The organism is Heyndrickxia oleronia (genome assembly GCF_017809215.1).
GTDB classification, from domain to species: Bacteria; Bacillota; Bacilli; order Bacillales; family Bacillaceae_C; genus Heyndrickxia; species Heyndrickxia oleronia.
The window spans coordinates 3275700-3294480 of record NZ_CP065424.1; the positions used below are offsets into that span (position 1 = coordinate 3275700).

General features: G+C 33.4%; 21 protein-coding genes. 5 read left to right on the plus strand and 16 right to left on the minus strand.

All coding sequences use genetic code 11. The annotated features are described in order from the left end of the window. Positions 1-81 precede the first annotated feature (81 nt). Positions 82-1305 carry a sporulation integral membrane protein YlbJ gene (ylbJ, locus tag I5818_RS16375; protein ID WP_139358206.1) on the plus strand — a complete coding sequence of 408 codons (1224 nt, stop codon included), beginning with the start codon at positions 82-84 and terminating at the stop codon, positions 1303-1305. Between the two features lie 15 nt (positions 1306-1320). Here ylbJ and coaD read toward each other — a convergent pair whose 3' ends face one another. The 3 genes from coaD to I5818_RS16390 form a co-directional block, all read right to left on the minus strand. Next, positions 1321-1815: a pantetheine-phosphate adenylyltransferase gene (gene coaD / locus I5818_RS16380; RefSeq protein WP_058002534.1), complete on the minus strand. Its 495-nt coding sequence runs from the start codon at positions 1813-1815 to the stop codon at positions 1321-1323. A gap of 13 nt (positions 1816-1828) precedes the next feature. Further along, a complete protein-coding gene (rsmD, locus tag I5818_RS16385; RefSeq protein ID WP_078111083.1) occupies positions 1829-2392 on the minus strand; it encodes a 16S rRNA (guanine(966)-N(2))-methyltransferase RsmD in 564 nt (187 codons plus the stop codon). A 635-nt stretch (positions 2393-3027) separates the two neighbouring features. Further along, a complete protein-coding gene (locus I5818_RS16390; protein WP_209391789.1) occupies positions 3028-4449 on the minus strand; it encodes a stalk domain-containing protein in 1422 nt (473 codons plus the stop codon). 167 nt (positions 4450-4616) lie between these two features. Between I5818_RS16390 and I5818_RS16395 the strand changes: the two genes are divergently transcribed. After that, the gene (locus tag I5818_RS16395; protein WP_058002531.1) at positions 4617-5006 is read left to right on the plus strand and encodes a DUF7147 family protein; all 390 of its coding nucleotides are present in this window, start codon (positions 4617-4619) and stop codon (positions 5004-5006) included. Positions 5007-5226: 220 nt separating this feature from the next. On the opposite strand, the gene I5818_RS16400 is transcribed toward I5818_RS16395, so the two are convergent. The 5 genes from I5818_RS16400 to I5818_RS16420 form a co-directional block, all read right to left on the minus strand. Continuing rightward, complete coding sequence (locus I5818_RS16400; protein WP_058002528.1) at positions 5227-5502, minus strand: YlbG family protein; 276 nt, start codon at positions 5500-5502, stop codon at positions 5227-5229. A 105-nt stretch (positions 5503-5607) separates the two neighbouring features. Then, positions 5608-6054, minus strand: a complete 447-nt coding sequence (locus tag I5818_RS16405) for a YlbF/YmcA family competence regulator (protein ID WP_071976615.1) — start codon at positions 6052-6054, stop codon at positions 5608-5610. Positions 6055-6138: 84 nt separating this feature from the next. Then, positions 6139-6531, minus strand: a complete 393-nt coding sequence (locus tag I5818_RS16410) for a hypothetical protein (protein WP_071976614.1) — start codon at positions 6529-6531, stop codon at positions 6139-6141. A 388-nt stretch (positions 6532-6919) separates the two neighbouring features. Then, a complete protein-coding gene (locus I5818_RS16415) occupies positions 6920-7159 on the minus strand; it encodes a YlbE-like family protein (RefSeq protein ID WP_071976613.1) in 240 nt (79 codons plus the stop codon). A 14-nt stretch (positions 7160-7173) separates the two neighbouring features. Then, positions 7174-7584: a YlbD family protein gene (locus tag I5818_RS16420; RefSeq protein WP_071976612.1), complete on the minus strand. Its 411-nt coding sequence runs from the start codon at positions 7582-7584 to the stop codon at positions 7174-7176. Positions 7585-7816: 232 nt separating this feature from the next. Between I5818_RS16420 and I5818_RS16425 the strand changes: the two genes are divergently transcribed. Further along, positions 7817-8299, plus strand: a complete 483-nt coding sequence (locus I5818_RS16425; RefSeq protein WP_078111220.1) for a PaaI family thioesterase — start codon at positions 7817-7819, stop codon at positions 8297-8299. Positions 8300-8483: 184 nt separating this feature from the next. Here I5818_RS16425 and I5818_RS16430 read toward each other — a convergent pair whose 3' ends face one another. Continuing rightward, positions 8484-9554 carry a CAP domain-containing protein gene (locus tag I5818_RS16430; RefSeq protein WP_390883610.1) on the minus strand — a complete coding sequence of 357 codons (1071 nt, stop codon included), beginning with the start codon at positions 9552-9554 and terminating at the stop codon, positions 8484-8486. A 415-nt stretch (positions 9555-9969) separates the two neighbouring features. Between I5818_RS16430 and I5818_RS16435 the strand changes: the two genes are divergently transcribed. Next, positions 9970-10329 (plus strand): YugN family protein, encoded by a 360-nt coding sequence (locus tag I5818_RS16435; protein ID WP_058002522.1) that lies wholly within the window; start codon positions 9970-9972, stop codon positions 10327-10329. Between the two features lie 118 nt (positions 10330-10447). Here the strand turns inward: I5818_RS16435 and I5818_RS16440 are convergent, their stop codons facing one another. The 7 genes from I5818_RS16440 to cyoE all read right to left on the minus strand — a co-directional run bounded on the left by I5818_RS16440 (position 10448) and on the right by cyoE (position 17275). After that, on the minus strand, positions 10448-10909 hold the full coding sequence (locus I5818_RS16440; RefSeq protein WP_071976611.1) for a DUF420 domain-containing protein: 462 nt from the start codon (positions 10907-10909) through the stop codon (positions 10448-10450). A 38-nt stretch (positions 10910-10947) separates the two neighbouring features. Next, entirely contained in the window at positions 10948-11859 is a 912-nt protein-coding gene (ctaG, locus tag I5818_RS16445) for a cytochrome c oxidase assembly factor CtaG (RefSeq protein WP_071976610.1), read from the minus strand. A gap of 448 nt (positions 11860-12307) precedes the next feature. Further along, positions 12308-12640 carry a cytochrome c oxidase subunit IVB gene (gene ctaF, locus I5818_RS16450; RefSeq protein ID WP_058002519.1) on the minus strand — a complete coding sequence of 111 codons (333 nt, stop codon included), beginning with the start codon at positions 12638-12640 and terminating at the stop codon, positions 12308-12310. A 4-nt stretch (positions 12641-12644) separates the two neighbouring features. Then, entirely contained in the window at positions 12645-13274 is a 630-nt protein-coding gene (locus I5818_RS16455; protein WP_058002518.1) for a cytochrome (ubi)quinol oxidase subunit III, read from the minus strand. Further along, positions 13275-15152 (minus strand): cytochrome c oxidase subunit I, encoded by a 1878-nt coding sequence (gene ctaD / locus I5818_RS16460; protein WP_071976609.1) that lies wholly within the window; start codon positions 15150-15152, stop codon positions 13275-13277. A gap of 32 nt (positions 15153-15184) precedes the next feature. Next, the gene (gene coxB / locus I5818_RS16465; protein ID WP_071976608.1) at positions 15185-16270 is read right to left on the minus strand and encodes a cytochrome c oxidase subunit II; all 1086 of its coding nucleotides are present in this window, start codon (positions 16268-16270) and stop codon (positions 15185-15187) included. A gap of 93 nt (positions 16271-16363) precedes the next feature. Next, complete coding sequence (cyoE, locus tag I5818_RS16470) at positions 16364-17275, minus strand: heme o synthase (RefSeq protein ID WP_071976607.1); 912 nt, start codon at positions 17273-17275, stop codon at positions 16364-16366. A 566-nt stretch (positions 17276-17841) separates the two neighbouring features. Between cyoE and I5818_RS16475 the strand changes: the two genes are divergently transcribed. Beyond that, positions 17842-18759 carry a COX15/CtaA family protein gene (locus I5818_RS16475; protein WP_078110201.1) on the plus strand — a complete coding sequence of 306 codons (918 nt, stop codon included), beginning with the start codon at positions 17842-17844 and terminating at the stop codon, positions 18757-18759. The last annotated feature ends 22 nt before the right edge of the window (positions 18760-18781 follow it).

Consider the following 18781-nt stretch of genomic DNA (forward strand, 5'->3'; position numbering starts at 1 on the left):
GGTCTAAAATATTTCTCTATGAGTATATTGAGTTATATGAGGACAAGTATAAATGTAATATCAATAGGGGAGGAACAAAGCTTGATACTGTCAAAACTTAAAACGATATTCTTAGCTTCAGGGGCAACTTTAATGGCTATATCCATGATTATCCTTCCTGAACAAACATTTGGAGCATCAGTAAGAGGCTTAAAAATTTGGTGGGAAACGGTGTTCCCTTCTCTTTTTCCCTTTTTTGTTATTTCTGAATTACTAATCGGCTTTGGTGTCGTGAAATTTATCGGTGTTATCCTAGAACCTCTCATGAGACCATTATTTAGGGTTCCAGGTGTTGGTGGTTTTGCGTGGGCAATGGGGATGGCTTCAGGGAATCCCGCAGGAGCTAAGATCACTGCACGATTGAGGCAAGAAAAACAGCTTTCAAAAATTGAAGCAGAAAGACTCGTTTCCTTTACAAATTATTCAAGTCCTTTATTTATCTTCGTTGCTGTATCTGTTGGTTTTTTTCACGATAAGAACTTAGGAATTCTTTTTGCGATTGCTCATTATTTAGGAAACTTTTTTGTTGGCATCATCATGAGATTTTATGGATATTCACGATATGAACGTATGACAGCAAAGAAAAGGAAATTTCCAATTTGGGAGGCAATTCGTGCCCTACATAAAACTAGGATAGAAGATAAAAGACCAATTGGTAAATTACTCGGTGATGCAGTCACATCATCCATACATACATTGCTCATGATTGGTGGATTTATCATTTTATTTTCTGTAATGAATCGATTACTCTATCACCTTCACATTACCGCTCTATTAGCCAGTGTTATTGAACATTTTTTCGCGATTTTACATTTTCCGAAACTGCTTAGTATTCCTTTTATATCAGGTCTTTTTGAAATTACAATAGGCAGTGACCTTATTAGTCGAGTTAAAGAATCAACGCTTTTCCAACAAGCGATATTAACTAGTTTTATACTTGGATTTGGCGGTTTTAGTATCCAAGCACAGGTAGCAAGTATTCTTGCACAGACAGATATTCGTTTTAAACCATTCTTTATTGCTCGAATATTTCATGGTATCTTCGCAGCTGTTATTACTATATTTATTTGGGAACCAGTTTATATTAAGCTACGTGAAACCTTTAATCCGTCAGTTACTCTTCCTGTCTTTGGACAAGATCAACAGGGTATACTAGAATATTTATATCATTTGAGCGTCCAGTTAGGTCCACTTATTACAATTACATCACTAATCATTTATATTTTGATTTATCAGAGATCCTTATTTTCCAATCAAAAAAAATAGACGCAAGTCTTGCGTCTATTTTTCCTTATATTTACTATATTTTTCATTTAATGCTCTTTCGACTTCAGGTGGAACAAGTTCAGATATGGAGCCTTTATACTTTGCAGCCTCCTTTACAATGCTCGAGCTTAGAAAGGAATACTGATTATTCGTCATAATAAAAAACGTCTCAATTTCCTCATTTAGAACCCTATTCATTGATGTAATTTGCATTTCGTATTCGAAATCAGAAACAGCTCTAAGCCCCCGAATAATCGCATTGGCTTGAACACTTTTTGCATAATCAACCAGTAAGCCTTGAAATGAATCAACAGAAACATTTGGAATAGCCTTGGTTACCTCTTCAATTAAATGAACTCTTTCTTCCACTGTAAATAAAGGATTTTTAGCTGAATTATTTAAGATGACGACATATACCTTATCAAATACTTTAGCAGCCCTTTTTATAATATCTAAATGTCCGTATGTAACAGGATCAAAACTACCTGGACAAACTGCGATACTCCCCATGTTCAATTCCCCCTTAGTCACCTTTGCCAATCGTACTATAAATAGAAATACTTATAATTCCATATTGCGCCTTTTTCACCTGTTCAAGTTCTCCCACATTGTCTGGCAATTGAATGTCTGAACTATGTTCACAAACAACGTAACCGCTTCCAACTAGTAATTTCTCCCTATCAATAATTTCTAGTAAAGAAATTAATTTCTGCTTTTTATATGGTGGATCTAAGAAAATAATATCAAATTGTATATTTCTTTTTATTATCGCATTTAGTGCTCTTTCTGAATCATTTCGATATATTTCACTTTGCTCTTCAAAACCACATGAGTGAATATTCGATTTGATCGTTTGATATGCCTGGTGATCTCGGTCAACAAAAATAACCTTTTCTAACCCCCGGCTTAATCCTTCAATACCAAGACCACCACTTCCAGCAAATAAATCTAATCCAATGCCTTTTTCAAAATAAGGTCCTACCATATTAAAAATAGCTTCTTTAACCTTATCAGTAGTTGGTCTTGTTTGATTTCCTGAAACAGATTTCAACTGCTTGCCTTTTTGGCTGCCAGAAATTACTCTCATTCAATTCACCACATTGCTCCTAAATTTTCATTTCTTATCCTACCACAATGTTGAAACATGGAAAAGCGAAATGTGAAATCGTTTTTCTGCTAATACCTTTTCTCAAACTTTCTTGCTAATTAAGAAAAGTTTGAACTCATAACTATCAGTTGCGACCGCTGTACCTTCATTTCACACAAATAAGTTGAAACTTCATAAGAACCTCTGAATCCTTTAGTGGATGAAGAGACTTTTTTTAAAAAAAAGTAACAAACTATACAAATACTGTCTTCTTCTAAGTAGTATACTTAATCCTTACAATTTTATTTTTTTGTTTTTGGCTACCTTAAAACATTATGTATAATTTTGCCGATGATGGTGATACTTTAATTAGCAACATCATTTTGCGATGTTGTTGCCAACCGCGGAGAAGACTTACGTTTCCCCATAAGTTCTTCCTCCGGTTTCTCCTCTCCCTTTGCCTTCTGTCCTTTACATAGGATATAGAAGGACCCTGCAGCGATCTGCAGGGTTTTTTATTATTTGACTCTTTATTAAATATTGTTCCCAGGGAAGTTTAAACAAATAAATATCGGTTGAAGACACCAACCTCCTTCTTTTAGCACCAGAAAGGAGTGATAAACTTCATATATGCTTTAATCAAATATTTGTATTTCTTTATTTGTTTCACTAATTTTTGTATTAAAAATTTGCTTAACCCAATTAATATCAATAAAATATTCTTGATTCAATTTAAAAAAAGGATTAGAGAGTAAACCATACTTATCCCCATTAAAAGTAAATGTTTTTCCTTGCAAATAAAAATGAAATTGATTTTCTCCACTCGTAAGTATAATAGTTTGTTCCTGTTCATTATTTTTTATCTCATAACCTAAAGCCTTAGCTAATTTTAAAAAGGAAAGGTATTTCTTATCTTGATAAGAATACAGATGCAACCCGCTTATCTCTTTTCCATTTACACTGATTGATCTTGGGTCAAACGTAATAAAAGGCTTCATTGGAAATTCATAGATATGATTATCTAAAAAAAATGTTGTGCCGTATCCTGTTGTTTTTTCAAATATTTGATCTAACTTTTCACTAGTCATATTTGGAGTTTCACTGAAAATCCTTTCTACCCAATGGTTTAACTTTTCCTCGCCAATCGTTGCTGTTAGGTTTTCGTACATTTTCTTAGCTTTATTAGAACCAACTGCTCTATTTAACTGCGCTGAAACAATAATATCTGACATCCACTCTTCTTTCGTTTTAAAGGTAAGAGTTAGCCTAATGACCTCTCGGCTAATTCGTTCCTCTATCTCTTGAGGTGAAGCGTTTGGATTCAAAATAAGAAGTGACGGTAGCAATGTTTGTGGATAGGAATTAGTCATTATAACAGCTATCGGATTAGGTTTTTTAATTAGTTTTTCTATTAGACTCATATTAATAGATGGGAGATTTATAGTTTTCTGATGATAAATTGTGAGCCAATCATTTATCTTTTCCCCCACTAATTCATTATTTTGCCAATAAAGATTGGAAGCCTGTCCTTTATAATCAAAAACAAAGTAATTAATCCATTTTTTTTGCTTTATCGTCGTATTATTAGAGGAAGTTATCCAGTTCCCATGCTTATATTGTTTTTCTATTAAATTGATTTTACTATCTTCTATTTTTAAAGGTGAAAGCTTAAAAAACCAATCTTTTAATAGGAAGGCAACCTGGTTTCCCTTTTCTTTTAATTCATATTGAAAAGTTATACGATCTGAATTGACCTTTAATTTAGACTTATTTTCATTTTCCCAGATGCATTTTTGTTGTTTTTCTCCAACAATACATTTTAGATTTTCAAGGCTACTTGGCCATTCGATTGAATACGTACCACTTGATAATGGGTGTATGACTTGCTTAATATAAAAGGTACGATTATTATGTTCAATTGTAATCGTTTGACTTGCTTTTTCTACTTCTTGCTTTTTTTGTCCACTTGAATATCCATGCCATTGGAAATAAAGTATACTACCGATGAAAATGAACAGAAAAAAAATCAAATATTTTACCACTGACTTACGAAACATCCTTTTTCCCCTTTAATTAATTATTTCTAATTTTATCTCGAATACTTCTCTGTTTGCTATCACAATGATACAATAATGAGGAGCTGTTTTTCTAGGTGTAAATATTTATTGGATTTTTATAGAATCTTATATCATTCATAAAAAAATAATAAAAAGAGGAAGAGAACATGTTACAACGTTTTATAGAATTAGGTGAAGGATACTCAGATATTTATGAACTTATCGAATTAGCAAATGCTAATCAACATCGTTTAGCACATTTAATGGCGTTACATACAACAATTGAAGAGAAACATATGACTTCCCTCGTTGTTGTTCTTCAGCCTACAGATCCAGGAGAGTTTCAGGCATTATATATTTGTCGTGAGGGCATTCCAAATCCACATATATTGCCAAATAAACGTTTTGATTTATTTAATCAGATCGCCGAGAAATTAGGCAAACAAATTATCGAAATCGAAGTCAAAAATTCGCGCGATTTCGCTGAAAATGCTTTATTTTATCAATATTTGATTGGAATTCTTAGACTCAATCATTATATTCCACCGATGCAATAAGTTCTTGTAATACTTAAAGAAAGGCTGTTTTCATATAGTTTATTAGTAGGTGTAAAGGATTCAGCATTTCTTATGGAGTTTGTAGCACTTTTCTCATGGTTGAAAGTGAAGTGTCTTTTAGCCGATAGTTATTTGTTAAACTTTATTTAAATAGCAACAATGTTTGAGAAAAGAGCCTATATAAATAAAAAAAGGTTGGTGCTTCACCAACCTTCTTATATTATAATCCAATTTTATAATCATACTCTTTTGCCTTATCTGGTTTTGAATTTTCATATTCTGTCTTTAAGAATGGCTTCCATGAAAGGTCTACTTTTCGTACAAATGGCATTGAAGAAAACTTTTCCTGCAATTCTTCAATTTCTTGTCGATCACAATAGAGAACGACGTATTTCATTCTTTTTGAAACATAATGAACATTTCCAAACCTTCTCAGAGTCTTTGCATGTTTTAAATTATAAAGCCAAATAATTAAGCTTTGTCTTTCATTAAACATATTTTATCCCCTTAATCCCTCATTCACATCATTTTAACATATTTTGCATATCTCTATCAATGTCAGAATCTTTTTTGCAAATAAACTCTGTATTGGTTACTAACTTTATGCAGAGCAACTACAACCTCCGCCAGAACCACATCCACCTGAACATGAAGACCCGGCATCGAAAAAAGGATTACCAGTTGGCACCTTAATATGAGGAGACACAGATTTCCCAACAATTACACTAATTTGGTCTAGAATATCCTGTAATGCATTTTCCGCTTTACGAAATGCAGCAACGTTTTCATCTAGATCCATTTCCCGCTTTGCTTCACGTGTCCTGATATTGATTGTTTTGTAATCCGGATGATATCGACCAAATCTTTGTACCTCTGAGTATAAATCTTTCATCTTAACAAATTCTTTTATTTTCTTCTGTGTCTGTAAATCATTGTTTAATTTAAAAAAGCTCTTTCTATATTCATCTGCCGCTTCAGATTGTAGCACCATTTCGGCTAACTTCTGAGCCTCAGAAATTATTTGTAATCTTTCCATAGTTGCAAGCAAAAAGCTCACCTCCAACTTTTATTTTACCATGTTTTCAGTGAGCATGCGAATGGTTGACTCTAATCACCGAGCAAATATTAAATATTAAATCGTTACATAGAATTCTTTTGATAAACCATGACTTTTATTATTTAACTTTACCACTTCAATTTTAATATGATGTACGCCCTTAGAAAGTCCCTTCATGACAAACGCAGCTGTATAGTATTCACCATGTAAGGCACCATCTACATAAACTTTTATTTTTCCACGTTCAACGTTTTTATTCATACCTGAAAATGAGATGCTTGGCACCATACACTCTACAAAGAGATCAGAGCCTTGAATTACATGTTTTATGGTAGTTCTGGGATTGGATTGTACTACTTTATCGTTCTCAGAGGCTTCAGCATTATAGGACTCTGGTTTTGGTATAGTTTGTCTACATCCACTCAATACAATGAGAAACAGCAATATTAAACAAATTAGACCACGCATGATTATCACTCCTTATCATTAGCATCTGCTAAACAAGGATTTTTACTCAAAAAAATACACATTTTTTAATGAAAAATGTGCGACAATTTGTATTATGTATGGCCCTCTCCTACATTTAGATCCATATATTTTCCCACCCTCATCATCCACGCCTAATGTTAATTTACGAAAAGTAATTATCAATAATAGAGGCTCTTTTCTTAAACATTGTTGCTATTTAGATAAGGTTTTAACTAGAAAAATATTAGTTGAAGACCTCAACTCTCCTCAACAAAATGAGAAAAGAGCTGCAAGCTTCATAGTTACGCCCGAAGCCTTGATTAGATGTAATAGTCGGCAGTTAGGCTTTTACAAAAGCAACATACTAAACGAAAAGAGCCTAAATAAATTATTTTTGTGAATATAGCCCTTGTAACATCCCCATCATCATTGATGCCATTTGAAGATTGCTTGAAAGTTTCTCGACACGCTGAGGTATTGTCTTTTCAAAAAAATGTAAGGAAGCAATTTCAAATTTTTTAATTTCCTCAGGATTTCTTGTCAACTTTCTATACCAAGTTGGTTGATTCCTCAAAAACTCTTTTAAATCATTTTTTGAATAAATATAATCAATTATTTCCTTTCTCATTTATCATCGCCTCCTTAATCTTTTCGGAAAGAAAATGGATTTTGTGTAGTATTTTGTGTAGTATTTACACTTGAATTTTGTCCTTGAAATTGGGAAAGTACCCCTTGAACGGAGGCAATTACTTGGCTCAAATTATTTAAATGATTTTGCATCTGATTAGCATCAACCCTTTGTATAATGTTCCCAATTTGATTCATCCATCCTCCACTTTTTGTTTCTTTTTTATTCGCTGTAGACTCTGAAGTTTCATTCCCTTCACTTTGAAATTTTTCCCAGTATGGATCTTCTTCTCCAAGTAGATACCATTCTTCATAAAGTTCTTGCAATGTATGATTTCCATTCCTGACATCTTGGATAATTTTTGGATGGGTTTTCACAAAGGCTTTAAATTTCTCAACTGAAGGGTGAAGTTTACTATTCCCCATAATCATTCACCTCATATATGATAAAGCTAACAATAAATAATATGTTTTGGATGAAGAGGTTTCCTTCAACATAACAACTATTCCCTTAAAATAATCATTGGATTTTTGCCTATCCATTAATAGAATATGATTGATTTAAAAAAAGGTGAGTATGTTTTCACTATTGATTTTATTTGATAAGATAAAAGAAATACTAAGAATAGTAAAATAATTCACAAAGAGGGATAACAACATGAAGGAAAATTTACTTGCTTTATTTAATGAATGTCTTCAAAATGCAAATGAGGATGATCTAAAGGTTATGTATCAGCTTTTAAATGGAGTCAAACGCAAACAGGAAAAGGTTAATTACACTTTTATTGACGGAATCCTACTTATGGATCGAGATATAACTGACCAGAAGTGTGAGATTACCATCCCAATTAGTGCTCTAACTGAAAATTCTTTACAAATTGTTCATGGCGGGGTAACGGCTACTATTTTGGATACAGCAATGGGTACATTAGCCAATAGTCTATTACCTACCGGATATGGTGCAGTTACATCCAACCTTTCAATCTATTATATTGCACCTGGAATAGGAGAATCTTTAAGAGCATCCGCTGAAGTTATACACAAGGGAACAAAAACTCTAGTCATTGAAGGTTCAGTTCATCGAAATGATGGAAAGAAAATCGCTCATTGTTCAGGAACTTTTTTTATAATAAAAAAATAACAAAAGGGTTTTTTCTTTCTCCGCTACTTCTGTAATACCCTTATTAATATTTTGCAATTATTTTCAGCTGTATAAGAAAGTATATGATGTAAACAAAAGAGTGGTCAAATAATGCGTTTTTGAAGTAAAAAACCTTGTATAGCCTCTACATGTGGAGTTATACAAGGTCCAATAACAAGCTGGTTTATTTTTCCCAGCTTTTCTCTATAAAATTTTGTGTATAATATTTTTGATAAACCCCAACCCCTATGTGTGTAAATTTACTTTCAAGTAGTGATTCCCTATGCCCCTCCGAATTAAGCCAACCCTCAACAGCTGATGGTCCATCCATGTATTGTGCAGCAATATTCTCGCCTGCAAGTTGATAAAACACTTGTTCAGAATCTAAGCGTTTCTTTAAGTCGCCATATTTAGGAGATTCATGTGAAAAATATTTTTCAGAGAACATATCCTTGCTATGTTTATATGCAACATCAGCAGTTTTTTGATCCCATTCTAATTTATTTAATCCAAACCGTTCACGAATAATATTAGTAAGATCAAAGATTTGTTTTTCACTTCCCAATTCAATTGGACGCCATTTCGAATCAACAATTGGCATAGGATCTACTAGACGTCCACGGTAGCTCATTTCATAGGGACGTTGTTTAATCAAGGTTTCCTTGTCCATAAAACGAACACTGGATAGTGTTCCTTTAAATTTGTCAAAAGATAATTGAGCATAAATAGATCCTAATTGTACTAATGGTCGAATATTTAAATCCTCTTCAGTAAGTTCAAAACGATAAGTTCCTTCTTCATATTGAACAGTAATATCTGTATCCAAGAAGATATTTTGATAAATTTTTTGTATATTTTCTCCTATAGAAAATGGTGTTATATCATTATCTTTTCCGATAGCGTAAATGGTTACAATTTTCCCATTATACACTCCTACCTGGAAATATGACTCACCCGTATTATAAATCCACCATTCATAATCATAGGCGGACGGATCTTTTCTTATCGGCTCACCGAATTTTTTAATAATTTTGTTTGAAGATTCACCAATGTAAGTAGATATACCTACTTTTGGCCTTTCATATCCTTGCTTTAATTCAGAACGTGAATTTTTGGCTTGTTCATTATCCATAGGGGTTTCTTTATTTATATTGCTATCAAGAATAACACTTTCATTGTCAGGTTTTAAATGGAAATATAGACTTAATATAAATATAATAACGAGTATGATAAAAACTTTAAAAAGTGTACGCAGATCCGCCCCTCCTTCTAAATATTCTGGATATTCCAAGGAATATAAATTTATATAAAAAGTATTTCTACTATTTTATTTGTTTTTATTGATTCAATCTTTATTACTATACTTATTATAGCATTTATACTTTATGAATGGTTAGAAAAAAAGAATAGTGAGAATACATAACTATTTCTGTTATTGATTATAAAAATTTATAATCGACTCATCCTCTTTTTCTTTTAAACCATTCATGAATTTATTTCGTACGTACATAATATGACTAACGCTTTCTTAAATGTTGAACGTATTGACAATCACTGATTATTCACAATGTAGTCATTGCAAGAAAGATTATTTTAGACTATTATTAAACATGAGAGAATTTGGCTATTTTTTATTTTTGTTCTTTTTAGCATTAGGAGGGAAATAAGAGATGAACTTCGAGAACATCGGGATTCAATTATTTAAAGCAGATTTAAACAGACTAGATGATATTATGAAAAAATATGGTATGATCCGTGCAGAGCAATGGGATTACGAACGTGTTTCTTATGATCGTAAATTTATCATAAGAGAAGGAACATATTATCTTCGCGTACAAGCTTATGCAGTTGAAGGCGATGTTGATACGTTTGATGCACATATGCAGTTAATGACACCTATTTTAGGTAAACATTATTACCCACATGGGGTTGAGTATGGCGATGATGAGGTATACCCATCACATCTTGTTAAGCAATGTGAAGAATTACTAAATTCATTAAAGAAAGAAATAGAAGCATTTGCGGAGTAAGAAAGAAAGAGTGCAGAGAAGATTTTCTGCACTCTTTTTACATTTATTAATATGGAATTTTCCCCTAGCATGATTAAAGAACATTCTCTATTCCAAAAAAACTTTAATAAAGAAGGGATTAAAATCCTAAAATTGCTTTTATTACTGAGGTAGTTTCCCCTCCATGATAAAAAACATAAAGTAGAAGATAGACTACAACGCCGGTAATCGCAGTAAGAAACCAAATAATACTTGTAATAGGCCCTAACTTGCGATGGAACGAAATACGATCCTTATAACCGCTCCATAAAGAAATAATTCCAAGAACCGCGCCTATAGTTGCAAGACTGATATGAAAAATTAAAAATACTGTATAATATATTTTTAAATTGTCTGGGCCACCAAATGAAGTGTTTCCAATAAAAATAGTTCTTGATGAGTAAATTAGAAAAAATACTACTGCAAAAATAGCAGCGATTGTCATTGCTCTCATATGTTGATCTATTTTTTTCTTTCTAATTAAATTCCATCCAATGGCAACAAATATAGCACTAATAACAATACACGAAGTACTTATAGTAGGTAACACAGGAACTGACATAATTTCTCCCCTCAAAAGAAAATAATTAAGTTAAAATTTTATTCCGTTGGTTGTGGATGTTGTTCCATCATTGCTCTTTGCGTAAACTCCTCCGCTTCTTTTTGATCCTTTTTGAACCATGCATAAAAAATTCTTGCAAGGACAAATCCATAAATAACCTCTTGTACAAGTTTCATAATAATGGCACCTAATTGTTGATCCTCTGTTACTGGAAGCGTAGAGAATAATTCTGGTCCACTTAAATTTAAACCTGCTAATGTATCAGTAGGTACACAAAGTGTCATAGCCTGCAGCCATACTGCCCCATTCGAATAGGTTTCATATAACGGTTTTCCTGCAAATATAAGTATTCCACAGGCAGGTGTTAGTAATATTGCACTAGCAAATAGGTAACCTACCCGCTTAATTCCACTCAACTGTGTTTGATCAGGTAGACTATTTAATAATGGCCACCACATAAACAATGCAAAAATAAATAATAGCATTGTATACCCACCATGCAATGTTTCACTCATCTTAATTGTGTCAAATATAAATGGTATGTGATAAAAAGAGAATAAAACATTAAAAAGAACGACAGCTAAAATCGGCTTTGTGAAAAAAAGAAAGATTGGTTTAATTACTGGTAACTTTAAAAATGCCTCCCATAGCCAATTAGGTATACTTAACATCAATAATGGAGTCATGATAATCAATAAAATTGACATTTGAACCATATGATAGGTGAACATAATATGAGCTAATAAATCAATAGGAGATCCCTTCACAAGATAAAGAAGGATCATTGAAATTATAAAATAAATGGCCTGCTTTTTGGTTAATGGTTCACTATTTTTAAAATCTTTTCGCCATTTTATTGTTATCAGAAAATATAAAACCGTCATAAATAATATTGTAATTATAAAAAATGGACTCCATAGCGCTTGAAAACCAAATATACTTATAGGCAAATGCCTTCACCTCTTTTTTCCCTTGTACGCTAATTATAGAGTACTACCATACAAGTTTTTTATCTTTCATCCTTCATTATACTTTTGTCCTAACCAATGTTCAATCTTACCAGATGACAAGTTATTGACAGTTTTCATTTAAAACTTATGCACGCAACTTTACTACCAAAATAAAGGACTGTTTTTATAATATTTTTGGTTTTTATAAAAAGAAATACTGTAGGCCTTTATTCAATTTCTTATGAAGTAGACGGCTCTTTTCATAGTGAAATGAAAGACATATCAATTTAATTATTAGTCAAAACGATTATGAAATAAGCCCTTATAAAAGAGAATCCAATTCAATTTAAAAAAAATGTTTAAGGACTAGTACCGAAACGAGGATCGGACTATTTCTGAACCCGATCGTTAAATTAAAAAATCCAGTCTTTCGACTGGATTTTTTTTCTTACCACCAAATAATCGTGAAAAATGTTAACAGAGTTAAAAATCCCACTAATGCACCAGAATACATGAATAGCTGTGGAGCTTCATGACCTTTATGGCTCATATGCATGAAGTAATATAGTTGAAATATTACTTGCACAACAGCCAATAATAATATAAATGGAATGATAAACCATTTTGATAAATCCGCAGCTACTGCACCAAAAGCTATTAGTGTTAGTAATATCATTAAGATAAATGAGATTACTTGATACTTCATTTCCTCTGCATTCTTTCTGCGACGATATTCATAATCTACACGAGGGTTACCGGAATTTAATTGTTCATTTGTCATATTCTTATCCCACCATTCCCATTAAGTATACGACTGTGAAAATGAATACCCACACAACGTCAATAAAATGCCAGTATAAACTTGCAACGTAAAACTTTGGAGCGTTGTATAGACTTAAACCACGACCTGCATTACGAATCATTAATGACAAGATCCAACATAATCCAAAAGCAACGTGGGCACCGTGGAAACCAACTAATGTATAGAAGGCAGATCCAAATGCACTGCTTGTAAATGTATGACCGAATTCATGAACATAATGATTGAATTCATAAATCTCTAATCCTAAGAATGCAGCACCTAAGATAACTGTTACAAGTAACCATGCTTGCATCTTCTTAAAGCTATAGTTTTTCATATGATACATTGCATAAACACTGGTAATTGAACTTGTCAATAACAGCATTGTAGCAATAAATGATAATGGTAATTCAAATAGGTCTTTCGCATGTGCCATTGAAGGATCTGGTACTTTATCCTTTAAGGCAATATATGTTGCAAAAAGGGAAGCGAATAATACAGTTTCGCCGCCAAGAAATAACCAGAATCCTAAAAATTTATTTTTCCCTTCGAGGGTAGCTTTTTCAGGTGCTTCAGGCCATGTTTTTGGTGTGAATTTTTCTTCAACATGCATTTACGCCTTAACCCCCTTATCGTTATCATCTTCAATTAATTCTTCTTTATGAATGTGGAATCCATGATCATCTTTAAGAGATCGAATGAGCATAGAGCCTAAAGCTATAGCTAAACCAATAACTAAAACTGGAATTCCCCAAGTATTACCTTCGTCACGATGATGCATTGCACCAAAGGCTGCGATGAATAACCCGAAAGAAATAAATACTGGTAGTATTGATCCATTTGGCATATGGATATCACCAAGTGGTTCAGCAGGTGTTAATTCTTTCTTACCTTCCATTTTTTCAATCCACCAAGTATCAACTCCACGTACTAAAGGAAGTTGTTTAAAGTTATAGAACGGTGGTGGTGATGGGAGTGCCCATTCAAGTGTACGTCCATCTCCCCATGGATCGTTGCCAACTTTTTTATTACGTACAGATGTAATAACAATATTGATTAACATGACTATTACACCAAAGGCCATGAAAGCAGCCCCTATAGAACTGATTAAGTTTCCTGTATCTAAACCTTGGTTTGGAAGGAACTTCCAAATACGGCGTGGCATACCCATTAATCCTAAGAAATGTTGGATAAAGAATGTTAAATGGAATCCAATTAAGAATGTCCAGAAAGTTATTTTTCCTAGTGTCTCATTTAACATCGTACCAAACATTTTTGGCCAATAGAATTGAGTACCTGCGATTAGAGCAAATACAACACCACCAACAATAACATAGTGGAAGTGGGCAACTACGAAATAAGTATCATGATATTGATAATCTGCTGGTGCTGCTGCTAGCATAACACCTGTTACCCCACCCATTAGGAATGAAGGGATAAACGCTGCAGCCCATAACATTGGAGTTGTAAATTTAATATTACCGCCCCACATAGTTAATAACCAGTTAAAGATTTTCATACCTGTTGGAATCGCAATTGTCATTGTTGCAACAGCAAAGATTGCATTGGCTACCTCACCAAGACCAACCGTAAACATGTGGTGAGCCCAAACCATGAATCCAAGGAATCCGATTAAGACCGTTGCAAAGACCATTGATGAATATCCGAACAATCTTTTTCTTGAAAATACAGCAAAGATTTCCGAGAAAATACCAAACGCTGGTAGGATTAAGATATAAACTTCTGGGTGTCCAAAAATCCAGAATAAATGTTCCCAAATAATTGTGTTACCTCCACCGGCAACCTCAAAGAATTGAGCCCCAAACATCCGGTCAAAGGTTAACATAAACATTCCAACTGTTAATGGAGGGAATGCGAAAAGAATTAATGCAGATGTAACAAATGTTGTCCAAGTAAACATCGGCATACGCATATAAGTCATACCTGGCGCACGCATATTAATGATGGTAACTAAAAAGTTAATTCCCCCCATTAATGTACCAAAACCAGAAATCTGTAAACCTAATGCATAAAAGTCTACACCATGTCCAGGTGATTCAAGTGAAAGTGATGCATATGAAGTCCAACCTGCATCAGGAGCGCCACCTAAAAACCAAGATAAGTTTAAGAAAAGTCCCCCAAAGAAGAATAACCAAAAACCTAAAGAATTGATAAACGGAAACGCAACGTCACGCGCTCCAATCTGTAACGGCATGACAGCATTCATAAATGCAAATACAAGTGGCATCGCCGCTAAGAATATCATTGTTGTTCCATGCATGGTAAGAACTTCGTTATATAGGCCTGCACTAACAAAATTACTATCAGGAAATGCAAGCTGAATACGAATAATCAATGCCTCAATACCACCGATTAAAAAGAACAATCCCCCAGCAATCAAATAAAGAATTGCAATCTTTTTATGGTCTACCGTTGTTAAGTAGTCCCAAATGACAGCACCAAAGCCTCTTTTCTGAGCTTTACTACTCACAGTTAAACCTCCCTTTATGCCTTAATAACCAATTAATGTTGCACTTTTAAACCCATTAAATAATCTGCTAAAGCATCTAAATCTTGTTCATTTAGCTTATCTTTAAAAGCAGGCATTTCATTACCAGGTTTATATGCCTGTGGGTCTTTAATCCATTTTTTAACATTTTCTTTATTATGATCTAAAATACCTGCAACACGTTCACGTTCACCAAATGTTGTTAAATTTGGAGCTAGACGTGCTGTTTCAGGAGTACCGTTGTCTGGTGAAATAGCGTGACAACTAATACAGTTTTTCTTAAATATTTCTTGTCCTTGTTCTTCAGAAGCTGTTGTTGGTTGTACTCCATCCTTACCAACGCTCTTCATATCTTTAACCCATTGTGAAAAATCAGCTTGAGACATCGTTTTAACTTTAAAGTCCATTAAAGCATGTGATGGTCCGCAAAGCTCTGCACATTTTCCATAAAAAAGATTTCCAGCTTCTTCAGCTTTTTTGCTGTCAAACTTCAACCAAAATTTATTAATGTTATCAACATTCGTATCCATTTTTCCACCAACTGCTGGAATCCAGAATGAATGTTTTACATCAGAAGATTTTAATGAAAAATAAACTTTTTGATCAGTTGGAACAACTAAATCTTGGCTCGTTACAATTCCTTGGCCAGGATACTCAAATTCCCACCAATAAAGGTTAGAACGGACATTGATTACAAGCTCTTTCGGATTGCCATCTTTGTCTTTTTTCTCCATTGCCTTTGTATCACCAAAGTTAAATGTTGCTGCAACTGTTGGAACAGCTAGAATAACCAATAAGATAATTGGAATAACTGTCCATACAATTTCAAGAACGTGGTTACCTTCAACTTGTTTTGGAATCATGTTCTCTTTTTCTTTTGTACGTCGGAAACGAATGATAGCTGTTAAGAAAATTACTACAACTACTAAAATTACAAGTACCATTATACTTACGCTCAAAATCATTAAATCGAATTGCTTCTGAGCAACTTCACCGGCTGGCTTCAATGTTGATAAGAATGGCTCACCACAGCCGGAAAGAGCAAGCGCCAATACAGCAAGAACTGAGACAAGACGCCATTTTTTCAGCCATTGTTTCATAGCTTAATCAAACCCCACTTTCATTTTATGTCTTTTAGTAACAAGGACTGTTATTTATGTGGACTTCTTAAAATAAAGAAAGAATTCCCAAAGTTAAATGACGGTAACGATTACCATTGCTACAAATAAGATGGTTAGATAGTTTAAAGAATAGACAAACATTAATTTTGCCCACTTCAAATCATCTTTCATTTTAAACCCTGCAATTCCCATCACTAGCCACCCGATATTAAACGCAGTTGCTAAAATAACAAATGCTATACCAAGAGGCATGAGGAAAAATGGTAATGGTAGTAAACACGCTACCCAAAATACAATATGGCGTTTAGTCACTTCAAACCCTTTTACAACTGGTAGCATTGGAATGTTTGCTGCTCTATATTCCTCGCAACGTTTCATTGCTAATGCATAAAAATGTGGAGGCTGCCAGATAAACATCATTAAAAAGAGTACCCAAGCCATGATATCCAAATTGGGATCCACAGCTGCCCAACCAATAAGTGGCGGTACTGCACCAGAAATACTACCAACTATCGTATTACTTACATATAAGCGTTTTGACCACATGGAGTAAAGAACTACATAACTAAATATTCCTATAATACCTATAACTCCAGCGGTTATCGATGTAAAAAATAATAGAATAGTTCCAACAGTAATGAAGGAAAAACCAATAGTTAAGACTTTAGCTCCACTCATTTTACCAGTTACTGTCGGCCTGGATTTAGTTCGACTCATAATAGGATCAATGTCACGATCAATATAGTTATTAATACTACAAGATCCAGCTATAATTAGTGCGGAACCCAGCAATGTGAGAATTACTGTATCTAAAGACTGTAAAAAATGTTGATTGGTTACTACTAAAGCTAACCACATACCCGTAAACGTTGTGATTAAATTTGAATTGACAATTCCAATTTTAATTAAAGATAAAAAATCTTTTAATGCTGTTGTTTCTGCAACACCGGAGCTGTCAATTTCGATAACTCGACTGTTCGACATACTTCCCCCCCCTTTCTTTACAGCATTGATCCTCGCTATGTACTAGCAATAAACTTTTAACTAAGTGACTTTGTAAACAACATATATAATATTACTATAAAACAAATTTCCTTGTATTTCTATATTTCAACAAATTTTCGCTAATTGTTCACGATTACTATTATTATGTATAAAAGTAATATTATATATGTCATGATTCTAGTCAAAGTTTACCACAAACTACATAAAAATAGACTTTATAGTTGCTATCCCCCACCCTTTTTTAATCCATCAACTTCATATTAAAACATATCCGAGCCGATTTTTGTGACATTTTTCCAACGCTTTTATGTCTAAAATGTGTCTATTTGTACTCACGCTTCCTTATTATAAATATACTCTTAGCAGATTGTCCATGTAATTAACTCTAAAATACTTTATTACTAGTAAAGGTCTATGAATTGTAACATTTTATCGGTTGTCTTTTTAGCAGTAATTATGTACTATCATTAAGTGAATCAATTTTATTAATCATTCATTTGCATAGATAAATATTATAGAATGACAATTAGAAGAAGGTGAATAGATTGCATCGAGGATTAAGATGGCTCGCGACCTTAACGTCTCTCGGTATGCTCTTCGTTCTTATTGGCGGGGCATTAGTAACCAAAACTGGTTCTGAGATGGGATGTGGTAGATCGTGGCCATTATGTCATGGGCAGGTTATTCCGAGCCATATTAAAATAGAAACAGTTATTGAACTTGCCCATCGTTTAGTATCAGGTGGTGTAGGAATTCTATTACTCATATTATCAATTTGGGCATGGAAAACAATTGGACATAAAAGGGAAACAAAATTTCTAGTAATTTTATCTCTTTTCTTTTTAATTTTACAAGCACTAGTAGGGGCTGCAGCAGTTGTATGGGGACAATCTGACTTTGTATTGGCACTGCATTTCGGAATATCACTTATTTCTTTTGCCTCTGTATTTTTATTGACCTTACTCATTTTTGAAGTGGATCAAAAATTCGATGCTTCAAGTATCATTATTGATAAACGAATGAAATTTCATACGATTGCTGTCACAATCTATAGTTATATGGTTGTATACACTGGGGCTCTTGTTCGCCATACTCATTCAAGTTTAGTTTGCAGGGATTGGCCATTTTGCTTAAACGATTCTATTGGATTACCAACCAACTTACATCAATGGATTCAAATGGGACATCGTTTAGCTGCAGGGATTATCTTTCTATGGATTGCTTATATTACTTATTTAAGTATTAAACACTACAAAGATCAGGTAGTCATTTATAGAGGATGGATTATTGCATTTATTTTAGTCTGTTTACAAGTAATTGCAGGAGCTCTAGTTATCTTCACGAGATTGAATCTATATATTGCACTTGCACATGCATTATTTATTTCTTGTTTATTTGGACTTTTAAGCTATTTCATATTATTAATAGGTAGAAGTAATAGTAATTCAAAACAAACTAAATAATCATAAAAAAGGTGGCCCATTC